This window comes from Stenotrophomonas bentonitica, assembly GCF_002887735.1.
Lineage (GTDB): Bacteria > Pseudomonadota > Gammaproteobacteria > Xanthomonadales > Xanthomonadaceae > Stenotrophomonas > Stenotrophomonas bentonitica_A.
In genome coordinates this window covers 1-25,728 of sequence record NZ_PKQP01000017.1, presented here as the reverse complement: position 1 = coordinate 25,728, position 25,728 = coordinate 1, and the positions used below count along the sequence as shown (strand labels likewise).

The following is a 25,728-nucleotide window of genomic DNA, read 5'->3' as shown; positions in this document are numbered from 1 at the left end:
GCACAATTGCAGCCAGTTCTAGGGGATTCTTTAGTCCCGCTTCAGAAGATCCATAAGTATGCCTCGTGGCAAGATTCCAACAGACGTGGCGCTGGTCGTCCGCAATAGCGTGTGGGCCTGCGTTGTGCGAAGGCTGCATGGCGATCGACTGACCTGGGATGATCTTGATCAGTTGCTCTTGCCTAGAGTTGGGCTCGATATACACGCGCAAGCGGCCAACGGTCGTCCCCGATCCTTCTACCGGTTCTTCAGCAAGGGGCATCATCCAGGGAAGCTACGCGGTCCTGGTGGATACTTGATTGACTCGGTGCATGGGGATCCAGCGTTCGCGGCTGCAAAGGAGGCCTTCGAGCATCCGATCTGGATGATCTGCAGCACAGAGGCTCCCACTGCGGAGCAATTGCGGGGCGTACGTCGATCACTAATGGAGCGTCTTGGGCTACTGATGCCGTCCATCACCGAACGCCTGGTGGCTTCTCATCACAATCTCCCTGGCCTCAGCAGCTATGCGCCAAGTCGGGTAGATGCCTTGGAGTCCATGTTCAACGTGGCCGAAGGTGGCTCCTTGGACGCGATAGGCCTGTGTGCGTGTAACTATCTGTTAGCTATAGACAGCGGTAGGCTCGAGACTGCAGTAGATGTCCGGGATGCACTACGCTGGGCAATTATTCGTTTTTGTGCTGTTTGGGGATTGCGCCCCGACGCATGCACGGCAATCCAGCTGTTGATGGAGCAGCGGGTGGTCAGGCTTCGTAGGGGATCGCTGTTGCCAAAGGATGTTGGGTTTCCACTTGGCAATACGGATTCCAGCGCGTTTAGTAGCAATTCGGCGAAGGGGGTATTCTTCGCAGATGACTATCCGTGCATGCTTCCGGTGACTCCTCGCACAGGTGGGGTGGATACATTCTTCGCCCGGTTTCACTCGCACTATCTTGCTTTCGTGAATGATCTGACAAGGCAAGGAGCATTCGCGCAGCTGGCTGGGACTGAGCTCGGCGGATCTTTGCCGACTCAAGATGCAATTGACGACCTGTTTCTTGGGCTGCTGGACGTGCCGGAGGATGTTTGTCACGGCGAGGTTGCAACTCTCAAGCAGTTTGCGCCAATCAGTCCGGTAGCGGCATGCGTGGCGGAAGTCCTGCCCACTTCTAGCATCGGAAGCTCGCCTTACACCCGCATCAAGCCTCTGGGCGCAGTGCTTCTGAAGTTCATGCGTTCTGTCGACATGCTGGTTGACGTTGAGCATCCGCATCCCATGGTTGATGAGCCGTGAGATGCGCCTCCAGGATCTTTCGTTACCTTGAAGTGGCGTCAACAAGGGAGAGGTATCAACGCTAGCCGCGCGGTGGAGGTCACTGTTCTTGCGGGGAGATGCGCATGCTGGTTCTGCAATGCATGCCGAGCCTTTTAAGCTATGGTCAGTACGAAGAGGTCGCCCCAAAGGGATTTCCTTGAAGCGCTGAACCTCTTATTGCGAAGGAATCGTCAGTCAAGCGCGCCGACAGGGCTTATGAATGCTTTCCCTTCTAGCTCGGATGGTGCGCTGGAGGCCACCACTTGACCAGCCAGTCCTGTGTAGCCAGAACTGGCAAGAAGCCATTTGCTCAAAGTGGTCGCATGCTCGTTGAGCGGGATAGTGGGGTGGGCACTAGGCGTGAGCCTAGTGGTACGCATCTGAAGAAGACTGAGCCTTAGCTCAGTAAAGTCAGTCTTTGAGTCGCTTCTCAAAGTCGGCAATGAGCTTGCCCAGGGATAGGCCTGTCAGGCGCGCTATGTCCCTAAGCTCCACGACGTCAACCCTGCGCTTCCCTGTCTCAACATCGCTAATGAACGACTGGCTGCGCCCCAGCTTGCTGGACACTTGTACTTGGGTAAGGCCAGCAGCCAAGCGCGCGTCTCTGACGGTCTCAATCAGGGCGGCGTATTCCTTGCGATGGATTGTCTTGGCCACGGCCGCACCCTGGTTGAGCGGCTTCAGAAGCTATATCCAGTTCTCCGATATCTAAAAACCAGATATCCTGTGCTTCTCATTGACAGGGGAAGGGCATGATCAAAGAACAACGTCGACGCGACGCAGCTGGCTGGGGCAGGCAGGGCTTGCTGCTTGCTCTGACGGTCCTAGTTGCCGCCTGCAGCGGTCCAGTAGACAGGAAGTTGGTCACTGACGGCACGCAGGAGCAATACAGAGCGTCGATTGACGCAATTGACGCCGAGCTGAGTGCCCATGAGCGGGATGCCTTCAACTGGGCCGTTGCCGGCCTTGATCTGGCTGAGCTGAACAAGGCCTACCCGAATGCATCTATAAGACAGGTGGTTAGGGGGCACATCAAGCAGATTAGGGATGCCCATCCAAAAGAAATTCTTGCTCTGCAGGAGCAGGCCAACGCGCAGCGGCCGACGATCACCGAACTAGAAAGAGTGCGTGCGAGTGGCGCAACGTTACGGATCGAGGACAGCTTCTTTGGCCCGAAGCCGGTCATTGAGGCGCGAATTGCGAATAGCTCAACTTTGGCGCTCAGCCAGGCCAGCTGGGCGGCGACGCTCTACATCAATGGCGAAGCTCAGCCCACGGCAAAGTCGCGGGTGCACAGCGACTTCCGATCGATTGATGGCCTCAAGCCGAGCCGCGGCGTCACGGCGCGCTTCAATGTTGGCTTCGTAAAAGGTGATGATGCGTGGTCGACACTGGCAATTCGACAAGCGTCTTCAACGCGAGTCGAGCTCGAACTAATTCCTCAGACGGCTTTGGACTTCAATGACAAGCCCTACATAGCTGCCAACTATAGGGAAAAGATCCAGTCTCTGGAGAATCAGCTTAAGCAAGCCGAGAAGTTCTCAGATATCTGACTCATTGGCGTTCCGCAACTGCGTCCGATGACCAAGCGCAGCGCGGAACGCTCCAGATCCAAGTGTCCAACTGCTGATGAGGATCCTAGCGCTCAATGCGACCGACCATCCTTGCTCTCGATCTCGAGGGGACGCTGATCTCAAATGCTGTCAGCCAGATTCCACGCCCAGGGCTTTATCAGTTCCTTGAGGTCGCTCATGAACTCTTCGAGCATCTGGTCATCTACACCACGGTCCCTGAGGCAGCTTTCCGCAGGATTTCGCGGCTGCTGGTCGAGGAAGGGAGCGCGCCAGGCTGGTTCGCTGAGTTGCCATATACATTCTGGGGAGGGGCAACGAAGGACCTCCGGTATGTGTCTCCGATCCTGGGTGCAGCGCTGTTGCTGGACGATCACGCGGACTACATCCATCCGGGGCAGGAGCGCTATTGGATTGAGGTCTCTTTGTTCGGCGCTCCATATGACGCGGATGACGCCGGCCTGGAAGTGGCCCTTGAGATGCTGAAGGAACGATTGGTTGTTCCGTTGTAGTTGGTGTGCTTAGTGAGTGGGTTGGCGGGTGCAGCTCTTCCAGCCAGCAGCGCCGGTTGCTGCATAGGAATGGGCTGTCGTTCAGGAGATCCGACATGATTCGAACAAGTTTGACCCACCCTTTAGCTATCGCGGAACTCCCGGTTGGCGAAAGGGGAGGGGCAATTGGTGTGACCTTCGCGCCAGGTAAGTACCAAGAAGTTGCGATGACGGGGGCATGGGCGAGAGACATCGATGTGGATGTCTCTGTGATTCAGTGTTGGGGAGCCAGCCACCTGATCACGCTACTCGAGCCGTGGGAGTTCAGTGAGTTGCGGATCGAGTGCTTGCCTCAAGTGGTTGAAGGGCAGGGCATCTCATGGCATGGCCTTCCAATCACGGATGGCGCAGCACCTGACCAGAGGTTGCTCGAACGATGGCCAGTACTGGGGTCAATGCTCGTTCGGAGTTTGCATTCGGGCCTGCGCATTGTGGTCCACTGCAAGGGTGGGCTGGGGCGAGCCGGCACTGTCGCAGCGATGCTTCTACTGCAGTCAGGGGCTGAGCGAACAGCGCAGGCTGCCATTGGCTCGGTGCGACGTGTCAGGCCGGGTGCCATCGAGACCGCTGTCCAGGAGGATTTCCTGCAGCAATGGGCACAGGGACTGCGCTCGTAGTTGCCCTTCCAGATCAAACGCGTGGCGAGCTCATCAGTCGTTCAAGGCCAGCCCTGGCTATTGGCGCCACCGATACCTACGCGATCTAGTCGACCGCTGACACCGGATTCGCTGGGTCGCGCGCCCACTAGTGGACGCGGCGCGGAGAGTATCCGCTAAAGCCTCCAGTCGCTACTTGGCTGCAGCCAGTACTGTCTGCCCAGAGGGATAAACGTCTCCATTGCCACGTCCAAGATCAACGGCTGACGCCAGCCATGGCCTGGCACGAAGCAAAAGTCAGTCGGGCCAAGTGCTCCCGATTGAACTCGGCTAACGAGCCAAGTGCATCTCCTGCTGATCTCTCGATCAAGTACCCGACGGGCGGCCTCCTCGTCCAGATCAGCTTTCAGGAACTCCGACGCAACGTTGCGCATGCCGGCCCACAGTACATACCTCTTGCGTCCCAAGCTCAGTGCATTCCACTCCGGGAGCTGGGTCGATCTCAGGCCATTGCCCAGCGTGGGAGATAGCCGATACTTGCGTAGCAGGTTGGCCAGGTATGCACGGGCTTCGCTCTCTGCGAGCGAGGTTCCCAAGGTCCGTTTGGCAGTGGACGGGCATTCGGCAGCCCATCGGGTAAGCGTACTGGTCAACCTGGCCTCCAGACTCACGTCCTGACGTGACCAAGCGGCCTGATAGGTCCATGCCAGAGGCTCATACAAGGACCTCGCCCCGGAATTGGGGGCTGCGATGGGAATGCGCTGCAGTACGCGAAGTGAGGCAAGCGTATCGAGTGCGGCTGAGGCCAAGCCCTCGGCGGCAACAGGCCCGCTTACGGTCCTTGAGCGCTCCAGTGCGCACCAGGCGCAGGCTAAGAACGGGCCGATTGAACGAACGAAATCGTCCAACTCTGGCCAATGCGAAATGAGGGTCGGTTGGGTGACAACATAGGCCACTTGTCTCTCAGATCGCTCGCCTAGCTCACCAGCATAGCAGCGAGGCGAGTCCGCGTCTATCTGATCTTCAGATATCGCCACACTGCTGTCCGTGGCTGCGCTGGAGTTGTGAGTGAAAGTCCCGTCGCTTCCTCCAGCGGTGTTCTAGGTTCTTTGGGGAGCCGTGCTATGCCGAGGAGCGCGAGTAGGCCATTGAGCATGGACGAATCAGTGGTTCAAGTTCCATGTCGCGCGGCCGATACAGCCCTGTCCAGACTCCTGGCGGGTCGTCCCGGCCACGAATCCAGTCGATGGCATCCCGTTTGCCCAGGAGCTCCGGAGCGACGTTCTAAGTACCCTGCCATGTACTCAATTCAGAAGATCATCGACCTGCTGCTGCTATTGGGCGTTCCTTCGCTGCTCTTCATTGGCGCTTACGTTCTGCGCCGCCCCAAAAGAGAGCTCAGTTGGGAGCCGGTGCTGGATCAGCGAGTTCATTGCTGGAAATGGTGCGCCTATGGCTTCATTTTTCTCTTGTATGTTCCCGGGACGACGTTGTATCGAACGTTGATTCCTACGGGTTGTGATGGACTTGTTTGCGTCCAGTTCTTCACCGCGAGTGGATACCGTATCGCCCCGAGCGAACTTCATGTTGTTCTCGTCGCAACTGCCGTTTTCGCGGGGTACTTCTTTGCGCGTGTTCGAGCTTCGTACTCACCGATTCCTACCAGGGCCCGGGGCTACGTCCTGAAGGTTGCCTATCATGGCAAGGGGGAGTACTCGCCACACTTGGAGATAGCCCGCCAAGTTCGCCGGCGTCAGCTCAGAGCGGAGCTTGCTGAAAGGCGTAGGCTTGAGCGGGAGGGCTTCCACCTATGGTTAAGATCCGTACGGCCGTGGGTTTGCACGTTGGCCAGAGGCTCTACTGTTGAGCTACTTAGCCCCATGCTGTCGGGAAGGGACCCACTCACTCTTGTCAGGTGGCTATCTCGTAGCGGCCCCATACATGATGTAGTCCTTCTTTCTAGGCGACTTCGTTGGTGTGAGGCGTTCTTCTACCACCTCACCGTGAATCATCGACTTTCCTTCAAGTCAGTTCGATCCGAAGGCATACGATTCAGGGTCGGCTGAAGGCCCCACTCATCACATCCTGTGTGTCTTAGGGCGATACACGATTCTGGGAGGCCGGGCGTATTGGCTAACTGATTGAGTCAAGTCGAGGGCCAGAGGCGGTGGCATTTGACCTTCGGCTTAGCTGAAGATAGTCCAGTGACATTCAGTTCATGAGTCGGCCGCCACCGAACCCACTCGCCCTTTCCGGGCTTTAGTTGAGCCCATTCTCCACTTCAGGCGAATGGGCGGCATATCACGCTCAATGATAGCTCGTGCTCGCACTCACCTTGCCGCGGAAAACGCGGTATGACCAGGCGGTGTAGCCCAGGATGACAGGAAGCATGACCGCCAAGCCGACCAGGCTGAAGCCAAGCGACGACACTGGCGCTGCTGCATCCCAGATCGTCAATGCCGGGGGGAGCAGGTACGGCCACATGCCGAGTACGAGGCCTAGGTAACCCAGGACAAACAACGACAGGCTCAGTAGGAAAGGGGCAAGATCATGAGTGGGGCGTTTCTCCGCGCGCCACAGCGCCACTGCCACGGCGAGCGTAAGAAGGGGGACGGGGGACAGCCACCAGAAATTCCCGTCACTGAACCAGCGAGTCATTAGTCGCAGATCAAGGAACGGCAGCCAGCTGCTCACGAGCCCCATGGCCACGATCACGGCGACCACCAGGGGGCGGGTCAGGCGCCTGGCAAGTGCGTGGGTTCGCCCCTCGGTCTTCAAGATTAGCCAGGTGCCTCCAAGCAAGGCGTAGCCGGCAACCAAGGCTGCTCCGGTAAGCATGGCAAAGGGGCTGAACCATAGGAATGGCCCGCCAGCGTAGGTGTCACCAGTCATTGGCACGCCTTGCACCACCGTGCCAAGAATCACTCCTTGAGAGAACGCGGCCAGAAGCGAGCCAAGGCCGAAAGCCACGCTCCAAAGCCTCTTGGAGCGATGGGCTTTGAACCTGAACTCAAAGGCGACCCCCCGGAAAACCAATGATACAAGCAGCAGAAGTACTGGAAGGTACAGGGCCGAAAGAAGCGCTGCATAGGCTGTTGGAAACGCTGCTAGCAATCCGGCTCCGCCGAGCACCAGCCAGGTTTCGTTGCCATCCCATATTGGGGCAGCGGTGTTCATCATCACATCGAGCTGCTCTTCATCCTCGGCAAAGGGCGCGAGAATGCCAATACCGAGTACGAAGCCGTCGAGGACGACGTACATCAGGACGCCGAAGCTGATGACGGCGAACCAGGCGATGGGCAACCAGGTCATCGAGTCCATGTCAGCGTTCCTCAGAGAGATTGATCAGCGGCCGAGATAGGCCGTGCAGGTGTGCGATCACCACCCTCTAGCGACGGACTTCCGTCTTGGGCATGTGGGCCATGTCGGAGGATCTTGACCAGATACCAGATGCCCCAACCAAATACGAACGCATATCCAGCGACATAGACCGCGAGTGAGATCGCTGTCATCCAGGCCGTTTGCGGTCCCACGGCATCAGCCGTTCGCAAAACGCCATAGACAATCCAAGGCTGGCGCCCCATCTCGGTGACAAACCAGCCGGCCACCAAAGCAACGAACCCACTTGGAAGCATCCAGTTCCAAGCGCGCAGCAGGGCCCCGGAATCGAACAGCTTACGGCGGGCCAGGGTGAAAGCAGAAAGCCAGGCGAGCAGTAGCATGAGGGTGCCTATCCCAACCATGATCCGGAATGCGAAGAACACAGGCGTGACCGGAGGTCGTTCGCTCGCCGGTACGGATGTCAGCGGTGCGAAGGTTCCATCCATGGAGTGAGTCAGGATGAGGCTGCCAACACGCGGAATCGCGATCTCAAGATCGTTCCGCTCTTCCTTCTCATTTGGTACAGCGAAGACGACCAGCGGAACTCCTTCACCTTCTTGGCCCTGATGCCAGTGAGCCTCTACCGCTGCGATCTTCATCGGCTGGTGCTTGAGGGTGTTCAGACCATGCATGTCACCCACGAAAATCTGAACAGGAACGGTAATGGCCGCAAATATCACAGCCGCCCCAAGCATCTTGCGGCCGGCTTCGACGTGCTCCTTACGCCGCAGGTACCAGGCGCCAACACCACCCACCACGAAGCAGGTTGTTATGAATGACCCTATTGCCATATGGGCCAGTCGATAGGGGAACGATGGATTGAACACAACCTCGAACCAGTCAACCGGATGGACCACTCCGTTGATCATTTCGTAGCCCGCAGGCGTATGCAACCAGCTGTTGGAGGCAAGAATCCAGAACGTTGAAAAGAGCGTTCCAAGTGCGACCATGCATGTGGAAAAGAAGTGCAGGCGTGGTGATACTCGCCCCCAGCCGAACATCATCACTCCGAGGAAACTTGCCTCCAGGAAGAAGGCTGTCAGGACCTCGTAAGTCAGTAGGGGGCCGATTACGGTTCCGGCGATCTGGCTCAAACGAGGCCAGTTTGTGCCGAACTGGAACGCCATGACGATACCGCTTACCACGCCCATGCCGAAGGACACGGCAAAGATCTTCTGCCAGAAGAAGAACAGATCCCGCCACACCGGGTTGCGGGTTCGAAGCCAGCGCCATTCCACGAAACCAAGCCAACTGGCCAAGCCAATGGTGAAGGCAGGGAAGAGCACATGGAAGCTGATGAGAAAGCCGAACTGAATTCGGGAAAGGAGGAGGGCGTCCATAACGATCCCAATAGGGGGTGGGTGGTGGCTAGCGGCTCAAGTTCCGATGGTGCCTAGCAATTTCATCGGCGGAGATCCTTGCTCATTGCACGGCAGGCGTCATCTGGCGTCATACGGCTGCTAGGTGTGCAGCTTCCAAATCGAGTAGGCGCTGGGGGTGTGAATAGATGTTGAAGCCATCCGAGCGCGCGAAACCGACAAGACAGATCCCTGCGGCCTTTGCGAGATCTATGGCTAAGGCTGTGGGTGCCGATACCGCTGCAACGATCGCCATGCCTGCATAGGCGGCCTTACTCACCATTTCGTAGCTAGCACGGCTAGATAGAAGCACGAGACCTTCGTTGGTTGAAGTCGATGAGCGCCTCATTGCACCAATGAGCTTATCTAGTGCGTTGTGCCTGCCCACGTCTTCGCGTACCACTTCGATAGCTCCGTCCGGGAGAACCCATGCTGCTGCGTGGGTTGAGCCGGCAGCCTCGTTCATTGGCTGTAGCCCTTTTAGCGAGGACAGTGCTACGCGTAGCGCCAAGGCGGAGTAGGTGGTGGGTCGGTCGATTGGCAAAGGCATTCTGAGCACTTGCTCCAGTCGACTAGCTCCACATAGCCCGCAACCGCTACGCCCGGGTAGGTTGCGGGTGGCGTCGTTGGGCATTGACACGATGGGCGCACTATCTGTGACTTCCATCGCCAGCTCAATGCCTTCCAGCGATGGCCTCACTTCAATCCGGAGAAGTTGGGAGGGATCAGAAATTGTTCCCTCCGTCATGGAAAAGCCCAGCGCAAAGTCTTCCAGATCCGTTGGGCTGGCCATCATCACCGAGAAAGGACTGTCGTTGTAGAGCATCGCGACAGGCACTTCTTCGGCAACGCTGTCCATGATTGAGCCGCGCTCGCCACCACGCCACCGAAGGGTTCTTCGATATGCGATGCCGCAGGGCTCGTTGGCAGGTACTGGGCTGGGCGCTTGCATGGAGATGAGGCCTGGCGGGGAGGGAAGCCGGTAACGATGATCTGGGCGTGCAGGGTCCCTCGGGTCGGGGACTTCTTAGTGGTTTGACAGTGCGGAGAGTATCCCAAGGCGTACACCCCGCTGCGGTCAAAATTTACAAATGTTCGCAGATGGACAGTTTGGCTGAGTTGATCCGACATTCTGTTCGAGGGGCTGTGGCCCGCCTGTCCGCTACATGTGCCTGTAGCTAGAAAACGCCCGATAAATTAGATAGTTACAATCGATGGCGGGTGGCGTGAAGACCTGTTCGTGGTGAGGGCCAGGATGAGCGCTTCGGGTCCGTTGAGGCACTCGTATCGGACACCAGTGCCTCGATTCGATCCCCGGCGTGTACGCCGGACGTCTTGTCTGGGCAGGGTGGACATACTGTCCGTGGAAGGGGAGGCCGTCGCGTGCTTAACTTTTCCCACTCCCAATTGCATGCTGCGAGTGCCTGTCATGTCAGAGCAGAAGATCCCCCGTTACAAAGCCTACGACCATCCTGCCGGTGGTTGGGGTGCCACCGGTGCAACCGCCAAGGTTCTGATGCAGCAGAGCGTCATTGCCAAGGGATCTAAAGCGCTTTTGTCGATGAATCAGCCTGGGGGATTCAAGTGCCCCAGTTGCGCTTTCCCGGATGCAGATCACACCAAGAAGCTGGAGTTCTGCGAAAACGGTGCGAAGGCCTTGGCATGGGAGGCAACCAAGCATCGCGCCACGCGTGAGTTCTTCGCGGAGCACACTGTCCAGGAGCTGATGGCGCAGTCCGACTATTGGCTGGAGATGCAGGGTCGATTGACCGAGCCGATGCGATATGACCCGGTATCCGACCATTACGTTCCTTGTAGCTGGGATGAGGCCTTCGCGCTGATCGGGCGACACCTGCAGGCCCTGTCCAGCCCGCATGAGGCTGAGTTCTACACCTCGGGGAGGACGCCGAACGAAGCCGCGTTCCTGTACTCGATCTTCGTGCGCGAGTTCGGAACCAACAACTTCCCGGACTGCTCGAACATGTGCCACGAGCCGACCAGCCGGGGGTTGCCGCCGGCAATTGGTGTCGGCAAGGGCACTATCGTGCTCGATGACTTTGAGCATGCTGAGGCCATCTTCGTCATCGGCCAGAACACAGGCACCAACTCACCACGAATGATGTCCAACTTGGTGGAGGCGCGGAAGCGTAATGCTCCAATTGTCGCGGTCAATCCTATGCCGGAACGTGCGCTGATTCGCTTTGCCGAGCCCCAGGACGTCGTGCAGATGGCCACGTTTGGCTCCACCGAGATTTCCAGTGAATTTGTACACATTCGCATCGGCGGTGACCTGGCCCTGATCAAGGGCATCATGAAGGCTATGTTCGAGCGGGAAGCGGCCGGCGAGTCTGTTCTCGATCACGAATTCCTGACCGAGCACACCGTCGGGCTGGAGGCATTGCGTGAAGAAGTGATGTCCCTGGAGTGGAGCCAGATCGTCCAAGTGTCCGGGATCAAGAAGGAGCAGATTCTGCGTTGTGCAGAGATCTACATCCGTTCCCGTGCGACCATTATCTGCTATGGCATGGGCCTGACCCAGCACCAGCAAGGATCTCGCCTTTTGCAGCAGGTTGCCAATCTGCTGATGCTGCGCGGCAACTTCGGAAAGCCCGGGGCGGGCATTGCTCCTATTCGCGGCCATTCCAACGTGCAAGGCGACCGTACCGTCGGCATTGATGAGAAGCCGACGCAACGCTACCTGGACCAAGTTCGCGACGTGTTCGGGTTCGAACCGCCGCGCGAACATGGGCACCATGTGGTTGAGTCTATTGAGGCGATGCTGGCTGGAACCGCCAAGGTCTTCATCGGCATGGGCGGGAACTTCATCCATGCTGTTCCTGATACCGAAATTGCCTACAGGGCAATGCGTGGTCTTGAGCTTACGGTTGGCATCGCCACCAAACTCAACCGTGGCCACCTAGTGCATGGCAAGGAGGCGCTGATCCTACCGGTGGTGGCGCGCTCGGAGTGGATCCATACCCCGCTGGGTGAGCAGTTTGTCACCATTGAGGATGCCATGTCGAATGTCACCGCATCCCGTGGAGTACTGGAGCCTGTGAGTGAACATGTTCTTCCGGAAGTTGAGATCGTGTGCCGCATGGCAATGGCAACACTGCCGGACAGCAAGGTCGACTGGGCAGCTTGCATGCACGATTACAACCATGTTCGTGAGCTGATCGCGGCGGTCTATCCCAGCATCTACGCAGACTTCAATGAACGGATCCAGGCGCCGCGTGGCTTCCACTTGGACATTCCGCCGCGCCGCCGTGAGTGGCCGACACCTAACGGGAAGGCCAATATTCTGGTGTTGCCGGGTCTTGAAGTGAACGACCTGGTCGAGGATCCCACTATGCTTCGGCTGGCCACGGTTCGCTCCCATGACCAGTACAACACGACAATCTACAGCTACAACGATCGCTATCGCGGTGTGTATAACGATCGAATGATCCTCTTCATGAACCTGGAAGATCGAGTAGCACGAGGGATTGGGAAGGAGGAACAGGTGAGCCTCGAGACGATCTCCAGTGATGGCGTCTGCCGGCGGGTCGATGGGTTGACTGTGCTTGACTATCCGATGCCGCGTGGCGCGATTGCGGGCTACTACCCTGAACTCAATCCACTGCTACCTCTGGATTACTTCGATCGCATCAGTGGTACCCCCGCGGCGAAGTCGATCCCGGTCAGGGTGGTCATTTCACAGTGATTGCGCCGGCATGTCGTAGGGAGGACTAAGAATGTCAGCCGAGCTCATTCGGGCGCCAGAGCCGGTAGGTGAGGGCGCACTGGCAGATCATCCCCGCCAACTCACCGACGGTTTCGGACGCAGCTTTCCGTACCTGCGCCTTTCGTTGACCGAAGCCTGCAACTTCCGTTGCAGCTACTGCCTGCCCGACGGCTACCAGGCCGATGGCCGCCCGCGCTTCCTGCAGGTGGAAGAAATCGCGCGCCTGGTGCGTGCGTTTGCCGCGCTGGGCATGAGCAAGATCCGCCTGACCGGCGGCGAGCCCAGCCTGCGCAAGGACCTGGATGAGATCATCGCCACCGTGGCGGCGGTGCCGGGCATCCGCAAGGTGGCCATCACCACCAATGGCACGTTGCTACCGCGGCGCCTGCCGGGCTGGCACCGCGCCGGCCTGACCGCGCTGAACGTGAGCATGGACAGCCTGCAGCGCGAACGTTTCAAGACCATCACCGGGCATGACCGCCTGCCGGAGATCGAACAGGGCCTGGCCCTGGCGCAGGCGCTGGGCCTGCCGGCGATCAAGCTCAATGCGGTGCTGCTGCGTGGCCTGAACGACGACGAGCTGCCGCAGTGGATGGACTACCTGCGTGACCGCCCCTTCAGCGTGCGCTTCATCGAACTGATGCGCACCGGCGACAACGAAGCCTATTTCCAGCGCCACCACCTGCGCGCCGACGTGGTGATCGAGCAGCTGCTGGCGGCTGGCTGGCACGAACGGCCGCGCGCCGCCGATGCCGGCCCGGCGCGTGAGTACAGCCACCCGGACCATCGCGGCACGGTGGGCATCATCGCCCCGTATTCGCGTGACTTCTGCAAGGGCTGCAACCGCCTGCGGGTGACCGCCAAGGGTGACCTGCGGCTGTGCCTGTTCGGCGAGTTCGGCGTGCCGCTGCGCCCGCTGCTGCAGAGCGACGATGACCATGACGCGCTGCTGGCACGCATTACCACGCAGCTTGGCCTGAAAGCGGCCGGGCATGGACTGCACCAGGGCCAGACCGGGCTGACCCCGCACCTGGCCTCCATCGGAGGATGAGCAACACGATGAGTGGGGAATTGAATGCGGCCTTCCATATGGCCGATGTCCGCGACAAGCGCATCACCCGCCGACGTGCGGTGGCGGTGGGCGAGCTGCATGCCGGTCCAGTGGCCTATCCGCTGATCGTCGAGCGCCGCCTGCCCAAGGGCGATGCGCTGGTGATGGCCGAGATTGCCGGCCTGCAGGGCGCCAAGATGGCCTCGATGCTGATGCCACTGTGCCACCCGCTGCCGCTGGAACTGGTGCAGGTGTTCTGCGCGCCGGTACCGGAACGGCAGGCGATCCGCGTGTGGTGCGAGTGCGCCAGCGAGGCGCGCACCGGCGTGGAGATGGAGGCACTGGCCGGCGTCAACGCGGCGCTGCTTACCCTGTACGACCTGAGCAAGCCGGTGGAACCGGCCCTGCGCATCGAAGGTATCCGCCTGCTGTTCAAGGAAGGCGGCAAGCGCGGTGTCTGGCTGCACCCCGACGGCATGGACGATGCCGAGCGCACGCGTTTCAAGCCGCGTGCGCCGAAGGGCCTGGAGGGCGCGGCCTGCGCGGTGATCACGCTGAGCGATCGCGCCAGCGACGGCACCTATGAGGATATCTCTGGCCCGACCCTGGTGACCGGCCTGAAAAAGCTGGGCGGCGAGGTGGTGGCCGCTGAGGTGTTGCCCGATGGCATCGAGCCATTGGCGGGTCGCCTGCAGGCCTTGGCCGCCGAGGGCGTGCGCCTGTGCCTGTGTACCGGTGGTACCGGACTGGGCCCGCGTGACCTGACCCCGGAGGCGCTCCGTTCCCTGAACGCGCGGCCGGTACATGGCCTGGCGCAGATGGTGCGCGCGCTGAGTGCACAGCACACGCCGATGGCCTGGCTGAGCCGCGCCGAGGTGGTGCAGCTGGGCAACATGCTGGTGTTCGCGCTGCCCGGCAGCCCGAAGGCGGCGGCGCAGTGCCTGGATATCCTGGCGCCGGTACTGGGCCACGCCCTGGCGATGGTCGAGGGGGATGGCCACTCATGATTCCCTATTGCGAAGCCTTGCAGCACCTGCTGGACGCGGCCACGCCGCTGCCGGCCGAGCGCGTGCCGCTGCATGAAGCCGGCGGCCGTACCCTGGCCAGTGACATCCACAGCGGGCAGTCGTTGCCGCCGTTCGACAATTCGGCGATGGACGGCTTTGCGCTGCGCGCCAACGGCGCGACGTTCGAGGCCGGTACCGAATTCGCGGTGCAGGGCTGGCAGGCAGCCGGCGATGCCGGCGCCGAAGGCGGCGAGGGTGCCTGGGAAATCATGACCGGAGCGCGCATGCCGGTTGGCCTGGATACGGTGGTGCCGGTCGAGAACGTGGAGATCCTCGCCAGCGAGGACGGCCGCCCGACCCGCATCGCGCTGACCGCGACGGTGAAGCCGGGCCAGAACGTGCGCCTGCGCGGCCAGGACGTGCGCGAGGGTGAGCGCGTGCTGTGCGCCGGCCAGGTGCTGGATATCAATGCCCGCACCCTGCTGCACGCCCTGGGCGTGGGTGAGGTGGCGGTGGTGGCGCGGCCGAGGGCGGCGGTGATCGCCACCGGCAAGGAACTGGTGACCGAGGCGGCGCAGGCGCTGGAATCGGGCCAGATCCGTGACAGCAATCGCCCCTACCTGGTGGGCCGCCTGCAGGCGGCCGGTGCCGAGGTGGTCTGGCAGGGCACGGTGGGCGACGACGTGGCCGCGTTCAATGCGGTGCTGGATGAAGCGCTGGCCGCTGGCGCGCAGCTGCTGATCAGTACCGGCGCGGTGTCGGCCGGCCGCTACGACTTCGTTCCCGATGCGCTGCGTGGCCGTGGTGCGCGCATCGTCTTCCATAAGGTGGCGATCCGCCCCGGCAAGCCGTTGTTGTTCGCGGTGTTGCCCAATGGCGCGCTGTACTTCGGCCTGCCCGGCAACCCGGTTTCGGCTGCCGTGGGCCAGCGCTTCTTCGTCGAGCCGGTACTGCGCCGCCTGCTGGGGCTTGCACCGGAACCGGTGTTGCGGCTGCCGCTGCAGGCCGACGTGCGCAAGCCGCCCGGTCTGCGCTTCCACGCGCGGGCGCGGGTGGAAATGGACGGGCAGGGGCGCCTGAGTGCGCGCGTACTGTCCGGGCAGGAGTCGTTCCGTTTGATGTCCATGCTGCAGGCCAACGCCTGGGTGGTGCTGGAGGCCGAGGGAGACCTGGCCAGCGCTGGCACCTTCGTGCGCGTGCAGGGCTGGGGTCACCACGAACCGGTGCAGCTGGTGAGCCAGGAGTCATGATGAAACAGGTGAATCTGCAGTTGTTCGGTGCGTTTTCCGATCTGGATGCCAGCCGCGAAATCGCCGTCGATGTGGCCGGTGGCACCGTGGCCGATCTGCGCCAGGCGCTGCGCGAGCTGCTGCCGGTGCGTTGGCCGGGTTTCCGCGCGGGCCTGCTGGACTACTCGGCGTTTGCCGACCAGCAACGCGTGCTGCGCGACCACGAGGCGCTGCCCGACGATGGCCGCGTGGCGATCCTGCCACCAGTGAGCGGGGGCTGAGCGATGAGCGAGAAGATCATCGCGACGGTGGTGGACCGCGCGCAGGCGGCGATCGATCCGGCCGAAGGCATCGCGGCGGTATCTGATCCGGGCTTCGGCGGCATCGACGTGTTCATCGGCAAGGTGCGCGACGTCAACATCGGCCGGCCGGTGACCGGGATCACGTACGACCTGTTCGAACCTTTGGTGCTGAACGAGTTCAAGCGCCTGGCGGCAGAGGTCGAGGCGACGTTCGGTCCGAAGCTGAAGCTGTATGTGGCCCACGCCAAGGGCCGGTTGGGCATTGGCGATGTGGCGGTGGTGGTGGCCGCCGGCAGCCCGCATCGAGACGAGGCATTCCGGGCCTGCCGGCAGTTGATCGAGGTGGTCAAGCACCAGTGCCCGATCTGGAAGCAGGAGCATTACGAGGACGGCGACAGCGAGTGGACCGAAGGCTGCAGTCTCTGCCATGCGGATAACGAACCCACGCAAGCTCATGACAATGCCCATGAATGTGCACACGATCACGAACATTCCCACTGACGGCATCGTGCTGGCCGGTGGTCTTTCCAGCCGGATGGGCCGTGACAAGGCGCTGCTACCGTGGCACGGGCGAACCCTGCTAGAGCACATGCGTGGCCTGCTGCGACAGGCAGGTGCGGAAAGGGTATGGGTGAGTGGCAACTACCCGGCCTTCGGTGGCATTCCTGATCGCGTGGCACGCTGCGGCCCGTTGGGCGGGCTCTACAGTGTGGCCATGTGCATGCCGGACGCTGCCGCTCTGGTGCTTCCGGTGGATACGCCCAATGTGACCCCGGCGTTACTACAACGGTTACGTGATGCGCCTTCGGCTGCCTGTGTGCTGTTTGCGGAAGAACCCCTGCCGATGCGGTTGCAGATTGATGACCATTGCCGGCATGTGTTGCGGGAATTGATCGAGAATCCGGCGGCGCACCGCTCGCTACACGCCCTGCGAGAACGCTTGGGCGCAATCGAGCTGCCACTGGCGGATAGCGAATACGACCAGCTACTCAACTGCAACACCTCAACCGAGCTCGAGTTCATTGCATCATGAAAGTCCAGCTACAGCGGCAGGCAGTTCGTCTGCGCGTTGATGAAGAGGAGCTAGCGCAGTTGCTGGCCGGCGAATCGGTGGAGAACCTGACGCGGTTCGGCGGCGATCGCGGCTGGGGCATGGTGCTATCACTGCATGCAGGGCAACAGGCGGTGCTTCTGGAGGGGAGCGAGTACTGCCGGTTGATGCTTCCTCGCGAAGCGGTTCAGTCCTTGGCATTACGTTTGCCCTGTCGTGATGGTCTGGGTTTTGGCATTGCGCTGGATGATGACATCTCGCTGCAGCTTCAATTCGATGTGGATGTACGAGACAGCCTGCGCCAACGAGGTCCGCACCGTCGTGCACCCTCTACCTAGCTCTGGGCGGGCCAGCTATGTAGCGCCTGCGATGCCAAGGATAGGCGGTGAAACCGATCTAAACCCAACCAAACGGGGAAACCAATGATGAAACGAGTTGGACTGTTGTTGCTGGGACTGCTGGCCACGGTGCCGGCCTTGGCGGCCGACCTGACGGTGTCGGCGGCATCGAGCTTGACCGAGAGCTTCCGCGAACTGGGCACCGCCTATGAGAAGGCACACCCGGGAACCAAGGTCGATTTCAACTTCGCCGCGTCCGGCGTGCTGCTGCAGCAGATCAGCCGCGGCGCGCCGGTGGATGTGTTCGCGTCGGCCGATGAAACCACGATGGACCAGGCCCAGCAGCAGGACCTGCTGGCGGCCGGCACCCGCGAGGTGTTCGCGGTGAACGCGCTGTGGGTGGTGGTGCCGCCGCAGGCCAAGGCTGCGCCGCGTACCTTGAAGGACCTGGCCGGTGCCGGTGTGCAGCGCATCGCACTGGGCAACCCGGACAGCGTGCCGGTCGGCCGCTATGCCAAGGGCGCGCTGGAAGCGGCGGGCCTGTGGCCGTCGGTGCAGGGCAAGACCATCACCACGCAGAACGTTCGCCAGTCGCTGGACTACGTGGCGCGCGGTGAAGTGGATGCCGGCTTCGTCTATGCCACCGATGCGCAGGCGATGCCTGATCGGGTGCGCCGTGCCTTCGCGGTGCCGGTGGCGGGGCGCATTGCCTATCCGTTGGCGGTGACCAAGGCCAGTGCGCAACCGGTTGAAGCCAAGCGCTTCACCACCTTCGTGCGTTCGGCACAGGGCCAGGCGATCCTGGCCAAGCATGGGTTCGGCAAGCCCTGAGGCATGGATCTCGACTGGAGCGCACTGTGGTTGTCGCTGAAGGTGGCCGGCTGGGCCACCGCGATCAATCTGGTGCTGGGCGTGGCACTGGGCGCGCTGCTGGCACGTCGGCGATTTCCTGGCCGTGAGCTGCTGGATTCGCTGCTGACCCTGCCGATGGTGCTGCCGCCGACCGTGCTGGGGTATTACCTGCTGGTGCTGATCGGCCGCAACGGCCCGATCGGCGCGTGGCTGCAGTCGTGGTTCGGCATCAACCTGGTGTTCACCTGGCAGGCGGCGGTGATCGCTGCGGCGGTGGCCTCGCTGCCGCTGGTGTTCAAGCCGGCACGCGCGGCGTTCGAGGAAGTGGATGGACAGTTGGAGCAGGCCGCACGCACGCTCGGTGTGTCCGAAGCAGCGGTGTTCTTCCGCATCACGCTGCCGCTGGCGTGGCGCGGCATCCTCGCCGGCCTGCTGCTGGCGTTTGCACGCGCGATGGGCGAGTTCGGCGCGACGCTGATGGTGGCGGGCAGCATTCCCGGCCGCACGCAGACGCTGTCGATCGCCATCTACGAAGCGGTGCAGGCCGGCCAGGACGGCAAGGCCAATGCGCTGGTGATCCTGACCTCGGTGGTGTGCATCGTGATCCTGCTGCTGGCCGCGCGGCTGGTGGGCGGACGTCGCCGGGAGCTGCGTGATGTGGCTTGACCTGCAGGTGCAGCGTCGCCTGCAGGCGGCCGGCCAGGATTTCGTATTGGACGTGTCGCTGCAGTGCACGCAGCGGCAGGTGGTGCTGTTCGGGCCCTCGGGCGCGGGCAAGAGCCTGACCCTGAAGGCGGTGGCCGGGCTGCTGAGGCCGGGCCAGGGTCATGTGCGCCTACAGGGGCAGACCCTGTTCGATGCGGCCACCGGTGTGGATCTGCCGCCGCAGCACCGCCGGCTGGGCTACGTGTTCCAGGATTACGCGCTGTTCCCACACCTGAGCGTGCGCCAGAACGTGGCGTTCGGTCTGCAGAAGGGCTGGTTGAATCCGCGGGTCGGCCAGCGCTTCGATGCGGTGGAGCAGTGGTTGCACGCATTCCGCATCGATACGGTGGGTGATCTGCTGCCCTCGCAGGTGTCCGGCGGCCAGCGCCAGCGTACCGCCTTGGCACGCGCCTTGGTGACGCAGCCGCAGGCGCTGCTGCTGGATGAACCGTTCTCCGCGCTGGACCAGGATCTTCGCCAGCACTTGCGGCAGGAGCTGGAGGCCGTGCTGGACGGGGCCGGTATTCCACTGCTGCTGATCAGCCATGATCCCAACGACATTGAGATATTTGGGGGCCAGATCGCCTGCATCGAAAATGGGCGACTGATCTCTCCTCCCGGCTCGCGTCAGAGGCCGACCCGTCAGCCCCGCCTTCTACCATCCTTAGTCGGCTCCCCAACAAGCCCGGGTCTTGAGGGGAAGAGCAACCATCAGTCAGTCGGAGACTCAGAGAGTCCAAAGCCACGATACATCTGCCCGCGAGCCGCGCAAATGGGAGACGACCCTGGTGCATAGGCATCTCTATGCCGGTAGGCGAGCGGTAGGGCCTGGACCTTCTTGCAAGGCGGATCGACTCGCCCGCGCTTGGCCGCGCTGCGTGGCTCCGGCCGAGGCGGGGACAACGCGCACCCAGCGCTTCCCATATGGCCGAATTGGCGTAATGATCCGCTCGAAGGGAGCGAGACTTCTCCAGCCTCCCGTGGCGACCGACCGCCGAGGGGCTTGGAGGGGCACGGAGGCCATTGGCGCTCTGGGCAATATGGCGAGGAGCCCCCGGTCCGTTTGGCCACCAAGAGGTCGATACTAGGCTCGTAGGGCAAGAGTTCCGGATTGGCATATGACTGAGGTCGACAGCATTGAACGTCTCAGACTGGCCTTTGGTGCACAACGTCCTACGTCGTGAGAGGGGGTGTTTTGTTCGATATGTCACCCGTCATCTAGCGGTCGAAAGATCGAAATGAACTCGAACACGAATCGACGGAACTAGCCACGCTTCAATTGTACTGAGGGAAACATGACGCCAAAGAGCGCCAACCAATCTTCCGAAGAGCGCGCAAACGGCGATCTTGCATGGCCGGACCTTGCGCGCTCATCGATACTGATCGTTGACGACGAACCTGGCATGCGTAGCTTCTTGGTTCGTGCCTTGCGACCGCGATGCAAAGTTGTGGAAGCTGCAGCTGACACCATTGAAGCGGAGCAGCATCTGACGGAGCGCCACTTTGACATCGTGATTGTGGACAACGTGTTGCCAGGGAAGAGTGGCATCGCGTGGCTGGAGGACCAGCGCAGGGGAGGGGTCTTGGCCGACTTCATTCTGATTACTGCGTACGCAGACTTGGATTCCGCTATCGGCGCTATCCGCGCGGGAGCGGCTGATTTTCTTCTCAAGCCTTTCAGAACCAATCAGTTGCTGGCCGCTATATCGCGCTGCCTGGAACGCGGTCGCCTACGGCGGGAGAATGCCATTCTCCGTCACGAGCTACATGGCTCCGGTGCACCAGCTGCGCTTCGAGACAGGCTCACAGGTAGCTCGCGTGCGATTCAGGCCACCAAGGATCTGATCGCGAAGGTCGCACCACTGCCCAGTAGCGTGCTGTTCACTGGAGAATCCGGCTCTGGAAAGGAGGTTGCCGCAAGATCGCTGCACGCGTTGTCCGCACGGGCATCTCATCCTTTCATTCCAATAAATTGTGCAGCTGTTCCCAGCGAGTTGATTGACGTTGAACTGTTCGGGAGTCTCAAAGGAACGTTCAGTGGAGCGAACTCGTCTCGCCAAGGACTGGTCGCCTATGCAGAAGGCGGAACATTGCTGTTTGACGAAGTCGCTGATCTTCCCTTGGCTCTCCAAGGAAAGCTGCTAAGGATGCTTGAAGATAGACGGATACGACCAGTTGGCGCAGATCGGGAGATTCCGATCGATGTCAGATTCATCTTCTCAACCAACAAGAATTTGGTTGCGGAAGTGAAGAATGGAACATTCCGGTCGGATCTCTACTATCGCATCAACGTTCTCGAGGTGTCGCTTCCTCGCCTTCATGACCGCGGCGCTGATGTGTTGGAGCTGGCGGCGGGCTTCATGCGTGAGCTGGGGCTGCAGCTTGGCCTTCAACCGATTCCGATCGACGAAAGGATCCGGGCATATCTTCAGAGCTACTCGTGGCCCGGGAACGTCCGCGAGCTTCACAACTACGTTGAGCGTAGCCTGATACTCGGACACTTTCCGACTCAGCTTGAGCGGTTGGAGTCACTCTCTGACCCACGAAGCCGGCTGCTCTCGGAGGTCGAGCGCAGGCACATCCTTGCAGTGCTTCGTGAGACTGGCGGAGATCGCGAAAGAGCGGCCACGATCTTGGGCATATCGCGAAAGACGATTGATCGTAAGTGCTCCAGTTGGAATGTATCAGCCTAGGAATCTGCAATGAACCGAGCGCGCTCAGTTCGCTTCCGCCTGCTTCTAATCGCGATCCTTCCAATGTTTGTGATCCTGCCGGCTATCGTCGGCGGACTCATCTACCAATGGGATTTGCGCTTCGACCGACTGCTCGCCTCGAAGGTTGGCGGGGACCTGAAAGTTGCGGGACAGTACATGAACCAGCTGCTCGTCAACGACCGCGCGACGCTGGCTGCGATTGCTGATTCGCAGAGCTTCCATGGCGTCATTAGCCAGGGGGTCAACAAGAATGCAGAGCTTGGCAGCCTACTAGCGTCGAAAGCCCAAGGTGGTTCACTAGACTTCATCGCACTGTTGGATTCAAACGGTCGCTTGTTGGCTAGTAGTGAGCCGGCCTCGCCAGCTGAGCTTGACTTGGACTGGTCAGTCATCGAAAAGGCCCTGAAGGGAGCGTCCAGCGTGGAGGTGGGGGTGGTAAGCCGGGACGATCTGATGGAGATCTCCCCAAAGCTCGCCGCACGGGCCGAGGTCATTCGTCCGCATAACGCAAGGAATCCTGTCGATTCGGCCCAGAGTGAGAAGCGGGGCCTAATGATTCAAGCTGCAACGCCGGTTGCACTTCCAAACAATCAGGTTGGCGTCTTGATTGCGGGTACTCTGCTGAACCACAACACCGAGTTCATCAAGCAGATCACTGATCTTGTCTACCGAGATAAGGCCCTGCGTACTGGCGCAACAGGGATAGCCTCCATCTTCCTTGGTGATACCCGCATCAGCACCAACGCGTTGTTGGCGGGAGGGAACCCAGCGTCGGGGACACGGGTGTCTTCTGAAGTGGCCGAGGCCGTGCTGGGCCAGGGAAAGACCTGGCAGGCGAGAGCCTACGTAGTCAATGATTGGTACATTGCCGGCTATATGCCCATTCTCAATGGCCGGGGCGTACCTATTGGTATGCTCTTCGTGGGCTTTCTGGAGGAGCCATTCACCACCGCCCGTCGAAATTCCATCGGAGCGATCGTGTTCGGTTGCCTCCTTGTTGCAGTCATCACCGTACCCCTTTTTCTGTACATCGCTCGCGGCGTGTTCAAGCCACTTGAGCGGATGGATCAGGCAATTGGACGGGTCAAGGCGGGCGACCGCAGTGCTCGCTCCGGAGCAGGGGCATCCAATGATGAAATCGGACGTGTCGCTTCGCACTTGGACCAGCTGCTCTGTCAGCTGGAAGAGAAGGAACGGCAGCTGGTCGCCTGGAACGAGGAGCTCAATTCCAGGGTAGAGGAGCGAACTGCTGGTCTCGCACTAGCCAATAGACGGTTGGAAGAGACGACCCAGCACCTGATTGTCACTGAGAAGCTGGCAACAATTGGCGAGATCGCAGCAGGAATAGCGCACGAGATCAACAATCCGCTTGCCGTCATGCAGGGGAACCTCGAGCTTCTGCGTGACTCGATCAGGGAGCCCGAGGGTCAAGGGTTTGGAGAAGAGATTGACCTCATTGAGGATCAAATTGGGCGTATCAGCACCATTGTTTCCAAGTTGCTGCAGTTCTCCAAGCCCAGTGAGTACTCCGGTCATAGTGAGCTGTTAGAGCCTGCCACGCTGATGTTGGAGACGCTGCCCCTGATTCAACACCTCATCAAGCGCCATCCCGTGAAGATAGAGAAGAACTTCCTGTCCACACGGCTCGTAACGGGCAATCGGGGCGAGCTGCAGCAAATTCTTGTGAACCTCCTGATCAATGCAATCTATGTCATGCAGAAGGGCGGAACGCTGGGATTGGCGACGTTGGACGTTGACGACGTTCATGGTCACCCTGGCGTCGCTTTGCGAGTCTCAGATACTGGAAGCGGCATTCCTCAGGACATTCTGGTCCGAATTTTTGAGCCATTCTTTACGACCAAACATCGTCAAGGTACTGGGCTGGGTCTTTCCATCAGTCAGATGCTTGCCAACCGCCACGGTGGCAGCCTGTCGGTAGTGAGAACCGGCCTGACAGGGACGGTCATTGAACTATGGATGCCCGAGGCTGCCGACGATGAACTGCTTTAGACCTGCTGTAGCAGTGTCATGCGAACGGCGTGATGTCATTCGCATTTCGAACTCAAGTGGAAGGAATTTGTTGCCTAGGCGTATCGACGCCAGCAGTCGATCAATGAATCAGAGGTTGGCATGACACACCGTCTCCCAGATGTTGAAACGAGAATGCGAAGGCAGCCGACGTTGTGGGACGTTGCGTTTGCCGTCAGGGGTACCATCCTGCCCAGGATCGCATTGCATCTACTACTGATTAGCATTGTGACCGCAGGAGCGGTGCTCGCATCAACGGAGCATCCAGGAATCTTTGCTCGCTTCAGTGCCGTTCCGTTCACGCTCATTGGTATCGCACTTTCCGTATTCATGAGCTTTCGAAACAACGCTTGCTACTCCAGATGGTGGGAGGCGAGGCACCTTTGGGGTGACCTGGTCATAGCGTGTCGCTCAATAGCCAGGCAGACGTCCCTGCTGGATCCAAACAGCCGAGCACAGATCCTGCGAGGCCTGTGTGGCTTCAGTGCTGGCCTCTATTCTCGACTGCGCCGGGCCGACGAAGCCCATGCGATCGCACCTTGGTGGGATATTGGCAAGGCATCACAAGGCCCGAATCCGACGGACGCTGTGCTCCAGGGCATTGGCTTGAAGCTTGCCCATCTGGCTCATGAGGGAAGGATCGACTCGATTCAGTACTCGGTGATGGATAAGCAGCTTGCCAACTTGGCTCGTATCCAGGGGGGGTGCGAGAGGATACTCAATACTCCGATTCCATTCTCGTATTCGCTGCTGCTTCACCGGACTGCGATCGTATTCTGCACAACACTTCCTTTTGCGCTGGCAGGAACATTGGGGTGGTGGACCTTTTTACCGGTGCTCATTGTGGCGTACACGTTTTTTGGTCTCGATGCGCTGGGCCGTCAGCTGGAGGAGCCATTCAGTTCCGCGCCGAACGCGCTCCCGATCTACTCAATGCAGAGGACGATCGAGACAGAGCTAATGTCAACGCTGGCTCTGACTGCGGTCGATCAGGAGTCGGTACAGCAGCCAGGTAGGGAGGAGTGAGGCGTGAGCGGAGGGCGGCGGGTGCACTTCTGAGGCCGCTCCGGCATGTAACGACATGCCAGCTCACGCCCTAGCGCTAGTCAGGCATGGGTTGCCAGGCTCACCTGAAAGGAACTCGCCCAAAGATAGCATTCGTACAGCCCCCTTGGTTCCGCTCGCACATATGGGATGGAGTCTGTGAGACGGGAATAGTTCCTCTAACGATCAAGAATGAGCCAGTAGGAGCGTAAGTGATGTCAACAGATATGTTCGTAATGCATTCGGATCATACGCCGGCCGGGGATCAACCCGAAGCGATTGCCAGGCTAATTGCTGGCATCGAGGAGGGAGCAACACATCAGACCTTGAAGGGAATTACAGGGTCAGGGAAGACCTTCACGATGGCCAATGTGATCCATCGGCTGAAGCGACCCACGCTCATTCTTGCGCCAAACAAGACGTTGACTGCTCAGCTCTACGGGGAGATGAAGGCGCTGTTCCCCGAGAACGCCGTGGAGTATTTCGTTTCCTACTACGACTTCTTCCAGCCAGAGGTCTATATCCCAGGTAGCGATCGTTACATCCAGAAAGACTCAGCCATCAATGATCACCTTGAGAGGCTTCGACTATCGACTACGAAGTCTCTGATTGAGCGTAGAGACGTGATTGTTGTCGCTTCGGTGTCCTCAATCTATGGACTGGGAGACCCACAGAGCTACCGGGATCTGCAGGTTGAGCTTGCGCTTGGAATCGAACTGGATCAGAGGGACTTCCTGCGTCGGCTTGCATCGCTTCAGTACGACAGGACTGAGCGGACCCTGAAGCGTGGCACGTTCCGTGTGTCTGGCGATGTGGTCGATATTTTTCCCGCCGACTCTGAGTACAAGGCAATTAGAGTAGAGCTCACGGACGAGGTGAATCGCCCAGGATTTTGTAGACAGTCGTCAGCCGTTTAGTGCGTACTGCTTCTC

General features: G+C 60.2%; 22 protein-coding genes and 1 pseudogene. 19 read left to right on the top strand and 4 right to left on the bottom strand.

Features of this window, described 5'->3' with window-relative positions:
• Window positions 1-85: 85 nt before the first annotated feature.
• Window positions 86-1,273 (top strand): hypothetical protein, encoded by a 1,188-nt coding sequence (locus C0R07_RS19810; RefSeq protein WP_146257381.1) that lies wholly within the window; start codon window positions 86-88, stop codon window positions 1,271-1,273.
• A gap of 432 nt (window positions 1,274-1,705) precedes the next feature.
• Here the strand turns inward: C0R07_RS19810 and C0R07_RS18940 are convergent, their stop codons facing one another.
• Window positions 1,706-1,951, bottom strand: coding sequence for a helix-turn-helix domain-containing protein (locus tag C0R07_RS18940; RefSeq protein WP_017354505.1), 246 nt, complete (start codon window positions 1,949-1,951; stop codon window positions 1,706-1,708).
• 95 nt (window positions 1,952-2,046) lie between these two features.
• On the opposite strand from C0R07_RS18940, the gene C0R07_RS18935 reads away from it, so the two are divergent.
• From C0R07_RS18935 to C0R07_RS18925, 3 genes are all read left to right on the top strand, one after another.
• A complete protein-coding gene (locus tag C0R07_RS18935) occupies window positions 2,047-2,847 on the top strand; it encodes a hypothetical protein (RefSeq protein ID WP_017354504.1) in 801 nt (266 codons plus the stop codon).
• Window positions 2,848-2,942: 95 nt separating this feature from the next.
• On the top strand, window positions 2,943-3,377 hold the full coding sequence (locus C0R07_RS18930; protein WP_017354503.1) for an NIF family HAD-type phosphatase: 435 nt from the start codon (window positions 2,943-2,945) through the stop codon (window positions 3,375-3,377).
• A gap of 95 nt (window positions 3,378-3,472) precedes the next feature.
• Entirely contained in the window at window positions 3,473-4,033 is a 561-nt protein-coding gene (locus C0R07_RS18925) for a cyclin-dependent kinase inhibitor 3 family protein (protein WP_026070517.1), read from the top strand.
• 2,286 nt (window positions 4,034-6,319) lie between these two features.
• On the opposite strand, the gene cydB is transcribed toward C0R07_RS18925, so the two are convergent.
• The 3 genes from cydB to fdhD form a co-directional block, all read right to left on the bottom strand.
• A complete protein-coding gene (gene cydB / locus C0R07_RS18920; protein ID WP_017354501.1) occupies window positions 6,320-7,333 on the bottom strand; it encodes a cytochrome d ubiquinol oxidase subunit II in 1,014 nt (337 codons plus the stop codon).
• Between the two features lie 11 nt (window positions 7,334-7,344).
• Window positions 7,345-8,733 (bottom strand): cytochrome ubiquinol oxidase subunit I, encoded by a 1,389-nt coding sequence (locus tag C0R07_RS18915; RefSeq protein ID WP_017354500.1) that lies wholly within the window; start codon window positions 8,731-8,733, stop codon window positions 7,345-7,347.
• A gap of 109 nt (window positions 8,734-8,842) precedes the next feature.
• Window positions 8,843-9,703, bottom strand: coding sequence for a formate dehydrogenase accessory sulfurtransferase FdhD (gene fdhD, locus C0R07_RS18910; RefSeq protein ID WP_026070516.1), 861 nt, complete (start codon window positions 9,701-9,703; stop codon window positions 8,843-8,845).
• 477 nt (window positions 9,704-10,180) lie between these two features.
• On the opposite strand from fdhD, the gene C0R07_RS18905 reads away from it, so the two are divergent.
• From C0R07_RS18905 to C0R07_RS18835, 15 genes and pseudogenes are all read left to right on the top strand, one after another.
• Entirely contained in the window at window positions 10,181-12,454 is a 2,274-nt protein-coding gene (locus C0R07_RS18905; protein ID WP_049399264.1) for an FdhF/YdeP family oxidoreductase, read from the top strand.
• A 31-nt stretch (window positions 12,455-12,485) separates the two neighbouring features.
• Window positions 12,486-13,526 (top strand): GTP 3',8-cyclase MoaA, encoded by a 1,041-nt coding sequence (moaA, locus tag C0R07_RS18900; RefSeq protein ID WP_017354497.1) that lies wholly within the window; start codon window positions 12,486-12,488, stop codon window positions 13,524-13,526.
• 8 nt (window positions 13,527-13,534) lie between these two features.
• A complete protein-coding gene (gene moaCB, locus C0R07_RS18895) occupies window positions 13,535-14,533 on the top strand; it encodes a bifunctional molybdenum cofactor biosynthesis protein MoaC/MoaB (protein WP_026070513.1) in 999 nt (332 codons plus the stop codon).
• A complete protein-coding gene (locus tag C0R07_RS18890; RefSeq protein ID WP_017354495.1) occupies window positions 14,530-15,783 on the top strand; it encodes a molybdopterin molybdotransferase MoeA in 1,254 nt (417 codons plus the stop codon). The genes moaCB and C0R07_RS18890 overlap by 4 nt, the downstream gene beginning before the upstream one ends.
• Window positions 15,783-16,043 (top strand): MoaD/ThiS family protein, encoded by a 261-nt coding sequence (locus tag C0R07_RS18885; RefSeq protein ID WP_017354494.1) that lies wholly within the window; start codon window positions 15,783-15,785, stop codon window positions 16,041-16,043. Before C0R07_RS18890 ends, C0R07_RS18885 begins: the two co-directional genes overlap by 1 nt.
• A 3-nt stretch (window positions 16,044-16,046) precedes the next feature.
• Window positions 16,047-16,565, top strand: a complete 519-nt coding sequence (locus tag C0R07_RS18880; protein ID WP_017354493.1) for a molybdenum cofactor biosynthesis protein MoaE — start codon at window positions 16,047-16,049, stop codon at window positions 16,563-16,565.
• Window positions 16,531-17,097, top strand: coding sequence for a molybdenum cofactor guanylyltransferase (gene mobA, locus C0R07_RS18875; RefSeq protein ID WP_026070512.1), 567 nt, complete (start codon window positions 16,531-16,533; stop codon window positions 17,095-17,097). Before C0R07_RS18880 ends, mobA begins: the two co-directional genes overlap by 35 nt.
• Window positions 17,094-17,453, top strand: a complete 360-nt coding sequence (locus C0R07_RS18870) for a hypothetical protein (protein ID WP_017354491.1) — start codon at window positions 17,094-17,096, stop codon at window positions 17,451-17,453. The genes mobA and C0R07_RS18870 overlap by 4 nt, the downstream gene beginning before the upstream one ends.
• An 87-nt stretch (window positions 17,454-17,540) precedes the next feature.
• Window positions 17,541-18,284 carry a molybdate ABC transporter substrate-binding protein gene (gene modA / locus C0R07_RS18865; protein ID WP_026070511.1) on the top strand — a complete coding sequence of 248 codons (744 nt, stop codon included), beginning with the start codon at window positions 17,541-17,543 and terminating at the stop codon, window positions 18,282-18,284.
• A gap of 3 nt (window positions 18,285-18,287) precedes the next feature.
• Window positions 18,288-18,971 carry a molybdate ABC transporter permease subunit gene (modB, locus tag C0R07_RS18860; protein ID WP_005413347.1) on the top strand — a complete coding sequence of 228 codons (684 nt, stop codon included), beginning with the start codon at window positions 18,288-18,290 and terminating at the stop codon, window positions 18,969-18,971.
• Window positions 18,961-19,620, top strand: a pseudogene (locus C0R07_RS18855) (ATP-binding cassette domain-containing protein); the annotation flags it as partial. The gene modB and the pseudogene C0R07_RS18855, both read left to right, overlap by 11 nt.
• Before the next feature lie 685 nt (window positions 19,621-20,305).
• The gene (locus C0R07_RS18850; RefSeq protein ID WP_026070510.1) at window positions 20,306-21,703 is read left to right on the top strand and encodes a sigma-54-dependent transcriptional regulator; all 1,398 of its coding nucleotides are present in this window, start codon (window positions 20,306-20,308) and stop codon (window positions 21,701-21,703) included.
• A 9-nt stretch (window positions 21,704-21,712) separates the two neighbouring features.
• Window positions 21,713-23,734 carry a cache domain-containing protein gene (locus C0R07_RS18845; protein ID WP_017354487.1) on the top strand — a complete coding sequence of 674 codons (2,022 nt, stop codon included), beginning with the start codon at window positions 21,713-21,715 and terminating at the stop codon, window positions 23,732-23,734.
• Between the two features lie 120 nt (window positions 23,735-23,854).
• Entirely contained in the window at window positions 23,855-24,778 is a 924-nt protein-coding gene (locus C0R07_RS18840) for a bestrophin family protein (RefSeq protein WP_227832955.1), read from the top strand.
• 233 nt (window positions 24,779-25,011) lie between these two features.
• Window positions 25,012-25,713: a DEAD/DEAH box helicase family protein gene (locus tag C0R07_RS18835; RefSeq protein ID WP_343125369.1), complete on the top strand. Its 702-nt coding sequence runs from the start codon at window positions 25,012-25,014 to the stop codon at window positions 25,711-25,713.
• Window positions 25,714-25,728: the final 15 nt, after the last annotated feature.

Coding starts and splice junctions, on each gene's coding strand:
- C0R07_RS18835 (WP_343125369.1), top strand. CDS start 25,012: ATGTCAACAGATATGTTCGTAATGCATTCGGATCATACGCCGGCCGGG.
- C0R07_RS18870 (WP_017354491.1), top strand. CDS start 17,094: ATGAAAGTCCAGCTACAGCGGCAGGCAGTTCGTCTGCGCGTTGATGAA.
- moaA (WP_017354497.1), top strand. CDS start 12,486: ATGTCAGCCGAGCTCATTCGGGCGCCAGAGCCGGTAGGTGAGGGCGCA.
- C0R07_RS18905 (WP_049399264.1), top strand. CDS start 10,181: ATGTCAGAGCAGAAGATCCCCCGTTACAAAGCCTACGACCATCCTGCC.
- C0R07_RS18840 (WP_227832955.1), top strand. CDS start 23,855: ATGACACACCGTCTCCCAGATGTTGAAACGAGAATGCGAAGGCAGCCG.
- C0R07_RS18925 (WP_026070517.1), top strand. CDS start 3,473: ATGATTCGAACAAGTTTGACCCACCCTTTAGCTATCGCGGAACTCCCG.
- C0R07_RS18845 (WP_017354487.1), top strand. CDS start 21,713: ATGAACCGAGCGCGCTCAGTTCGCTTCCGCCTGCTTCTAATCGCGATC.
- C0R07_RS18915 (WP_017354500.1), bottom strand. CDS start 8,733: ATGGACGCCCTCCTCCTTTCCCGAATTCAGTTCGGCTTTCTCATCAGC.
- C0R07_RS18850 (WP_026070510.1), top strand. CDS start 20,306: ATGACGCCAAAGAGCGCCAACCAATCTTCCGAAGAGCGCGCAAACGGC.
- modB (WP_005413347.1), top strand. CDS start 18,288: ATGGATCTCGACTGGAGCGCACTGTGGTTGTCGCTGAAGGTGGCCGGC.
- C0R07_RS18890 (WP_017354495.1), top strand. CDS start 14,530: ATGATTCCCTATTGCGAAGCCTTGCAGCACCTGCTGGACGCGGCCACG.
- moaCB (WP_026070513.1), top strand. CDS start 13,535: ATGAGTGGGGAATTGAATGCGGCCTTCCATATGGCCGATGTCCGCGAC.
- C0R07_RS18935 (WP_017354504.1), top strand. CDS start 2,047: ATGATCAAAGAACAACGTCGACGCGACGCAGCTGGCTGGGGCAGGCAG.
- C0R07_RS18885 (WP_017354494.1), top strand. CDS start 15,783: ATGAAACAGGTGAATCTGCAGTTGTTCGGTGCGTTTTCCGATCTGGAT.
- modA (WP_026070511.1), top strand. CDS start 17,541: ATGAAACGAGTTGGACTGTTGTTGCTGGGACTGCTGGCCACGGTGCCG.
- cydB (WP_017354501.1), bottom strand. CDS start 7,333: ATGGACTCGATGACCTGGTTGCCCATCGCCTGGTTCGCCGTCATCAGC.
- C0R07_RS18880 (WP_017354493.1), top strand. CDS start 16,047: ATGAGCGAGAAGATCATCGCGACGGTGGTGGACCGCGCGCAGGCGGCG.
- C0R07_RS18930 (WP_017354503.1), top strand. CDS start 2,943: ATGCGACCGACCATCCTTGCTCTCGATCTCGAGGGGACGCTGATCTCA.
- mobA (WP_026070512.1), top strand. CDS start 16,531: ATGAATGTGCACACGATCACGAACATTCCCACTGACGGCATCGTGCTG.
- fdhD (WP_026070516.1), bottom strand. CDS start 9,703: ATGCAAGCGCCCAGCCCAGTACCTGCCAACGAGCCCTGCGGCATCGCA.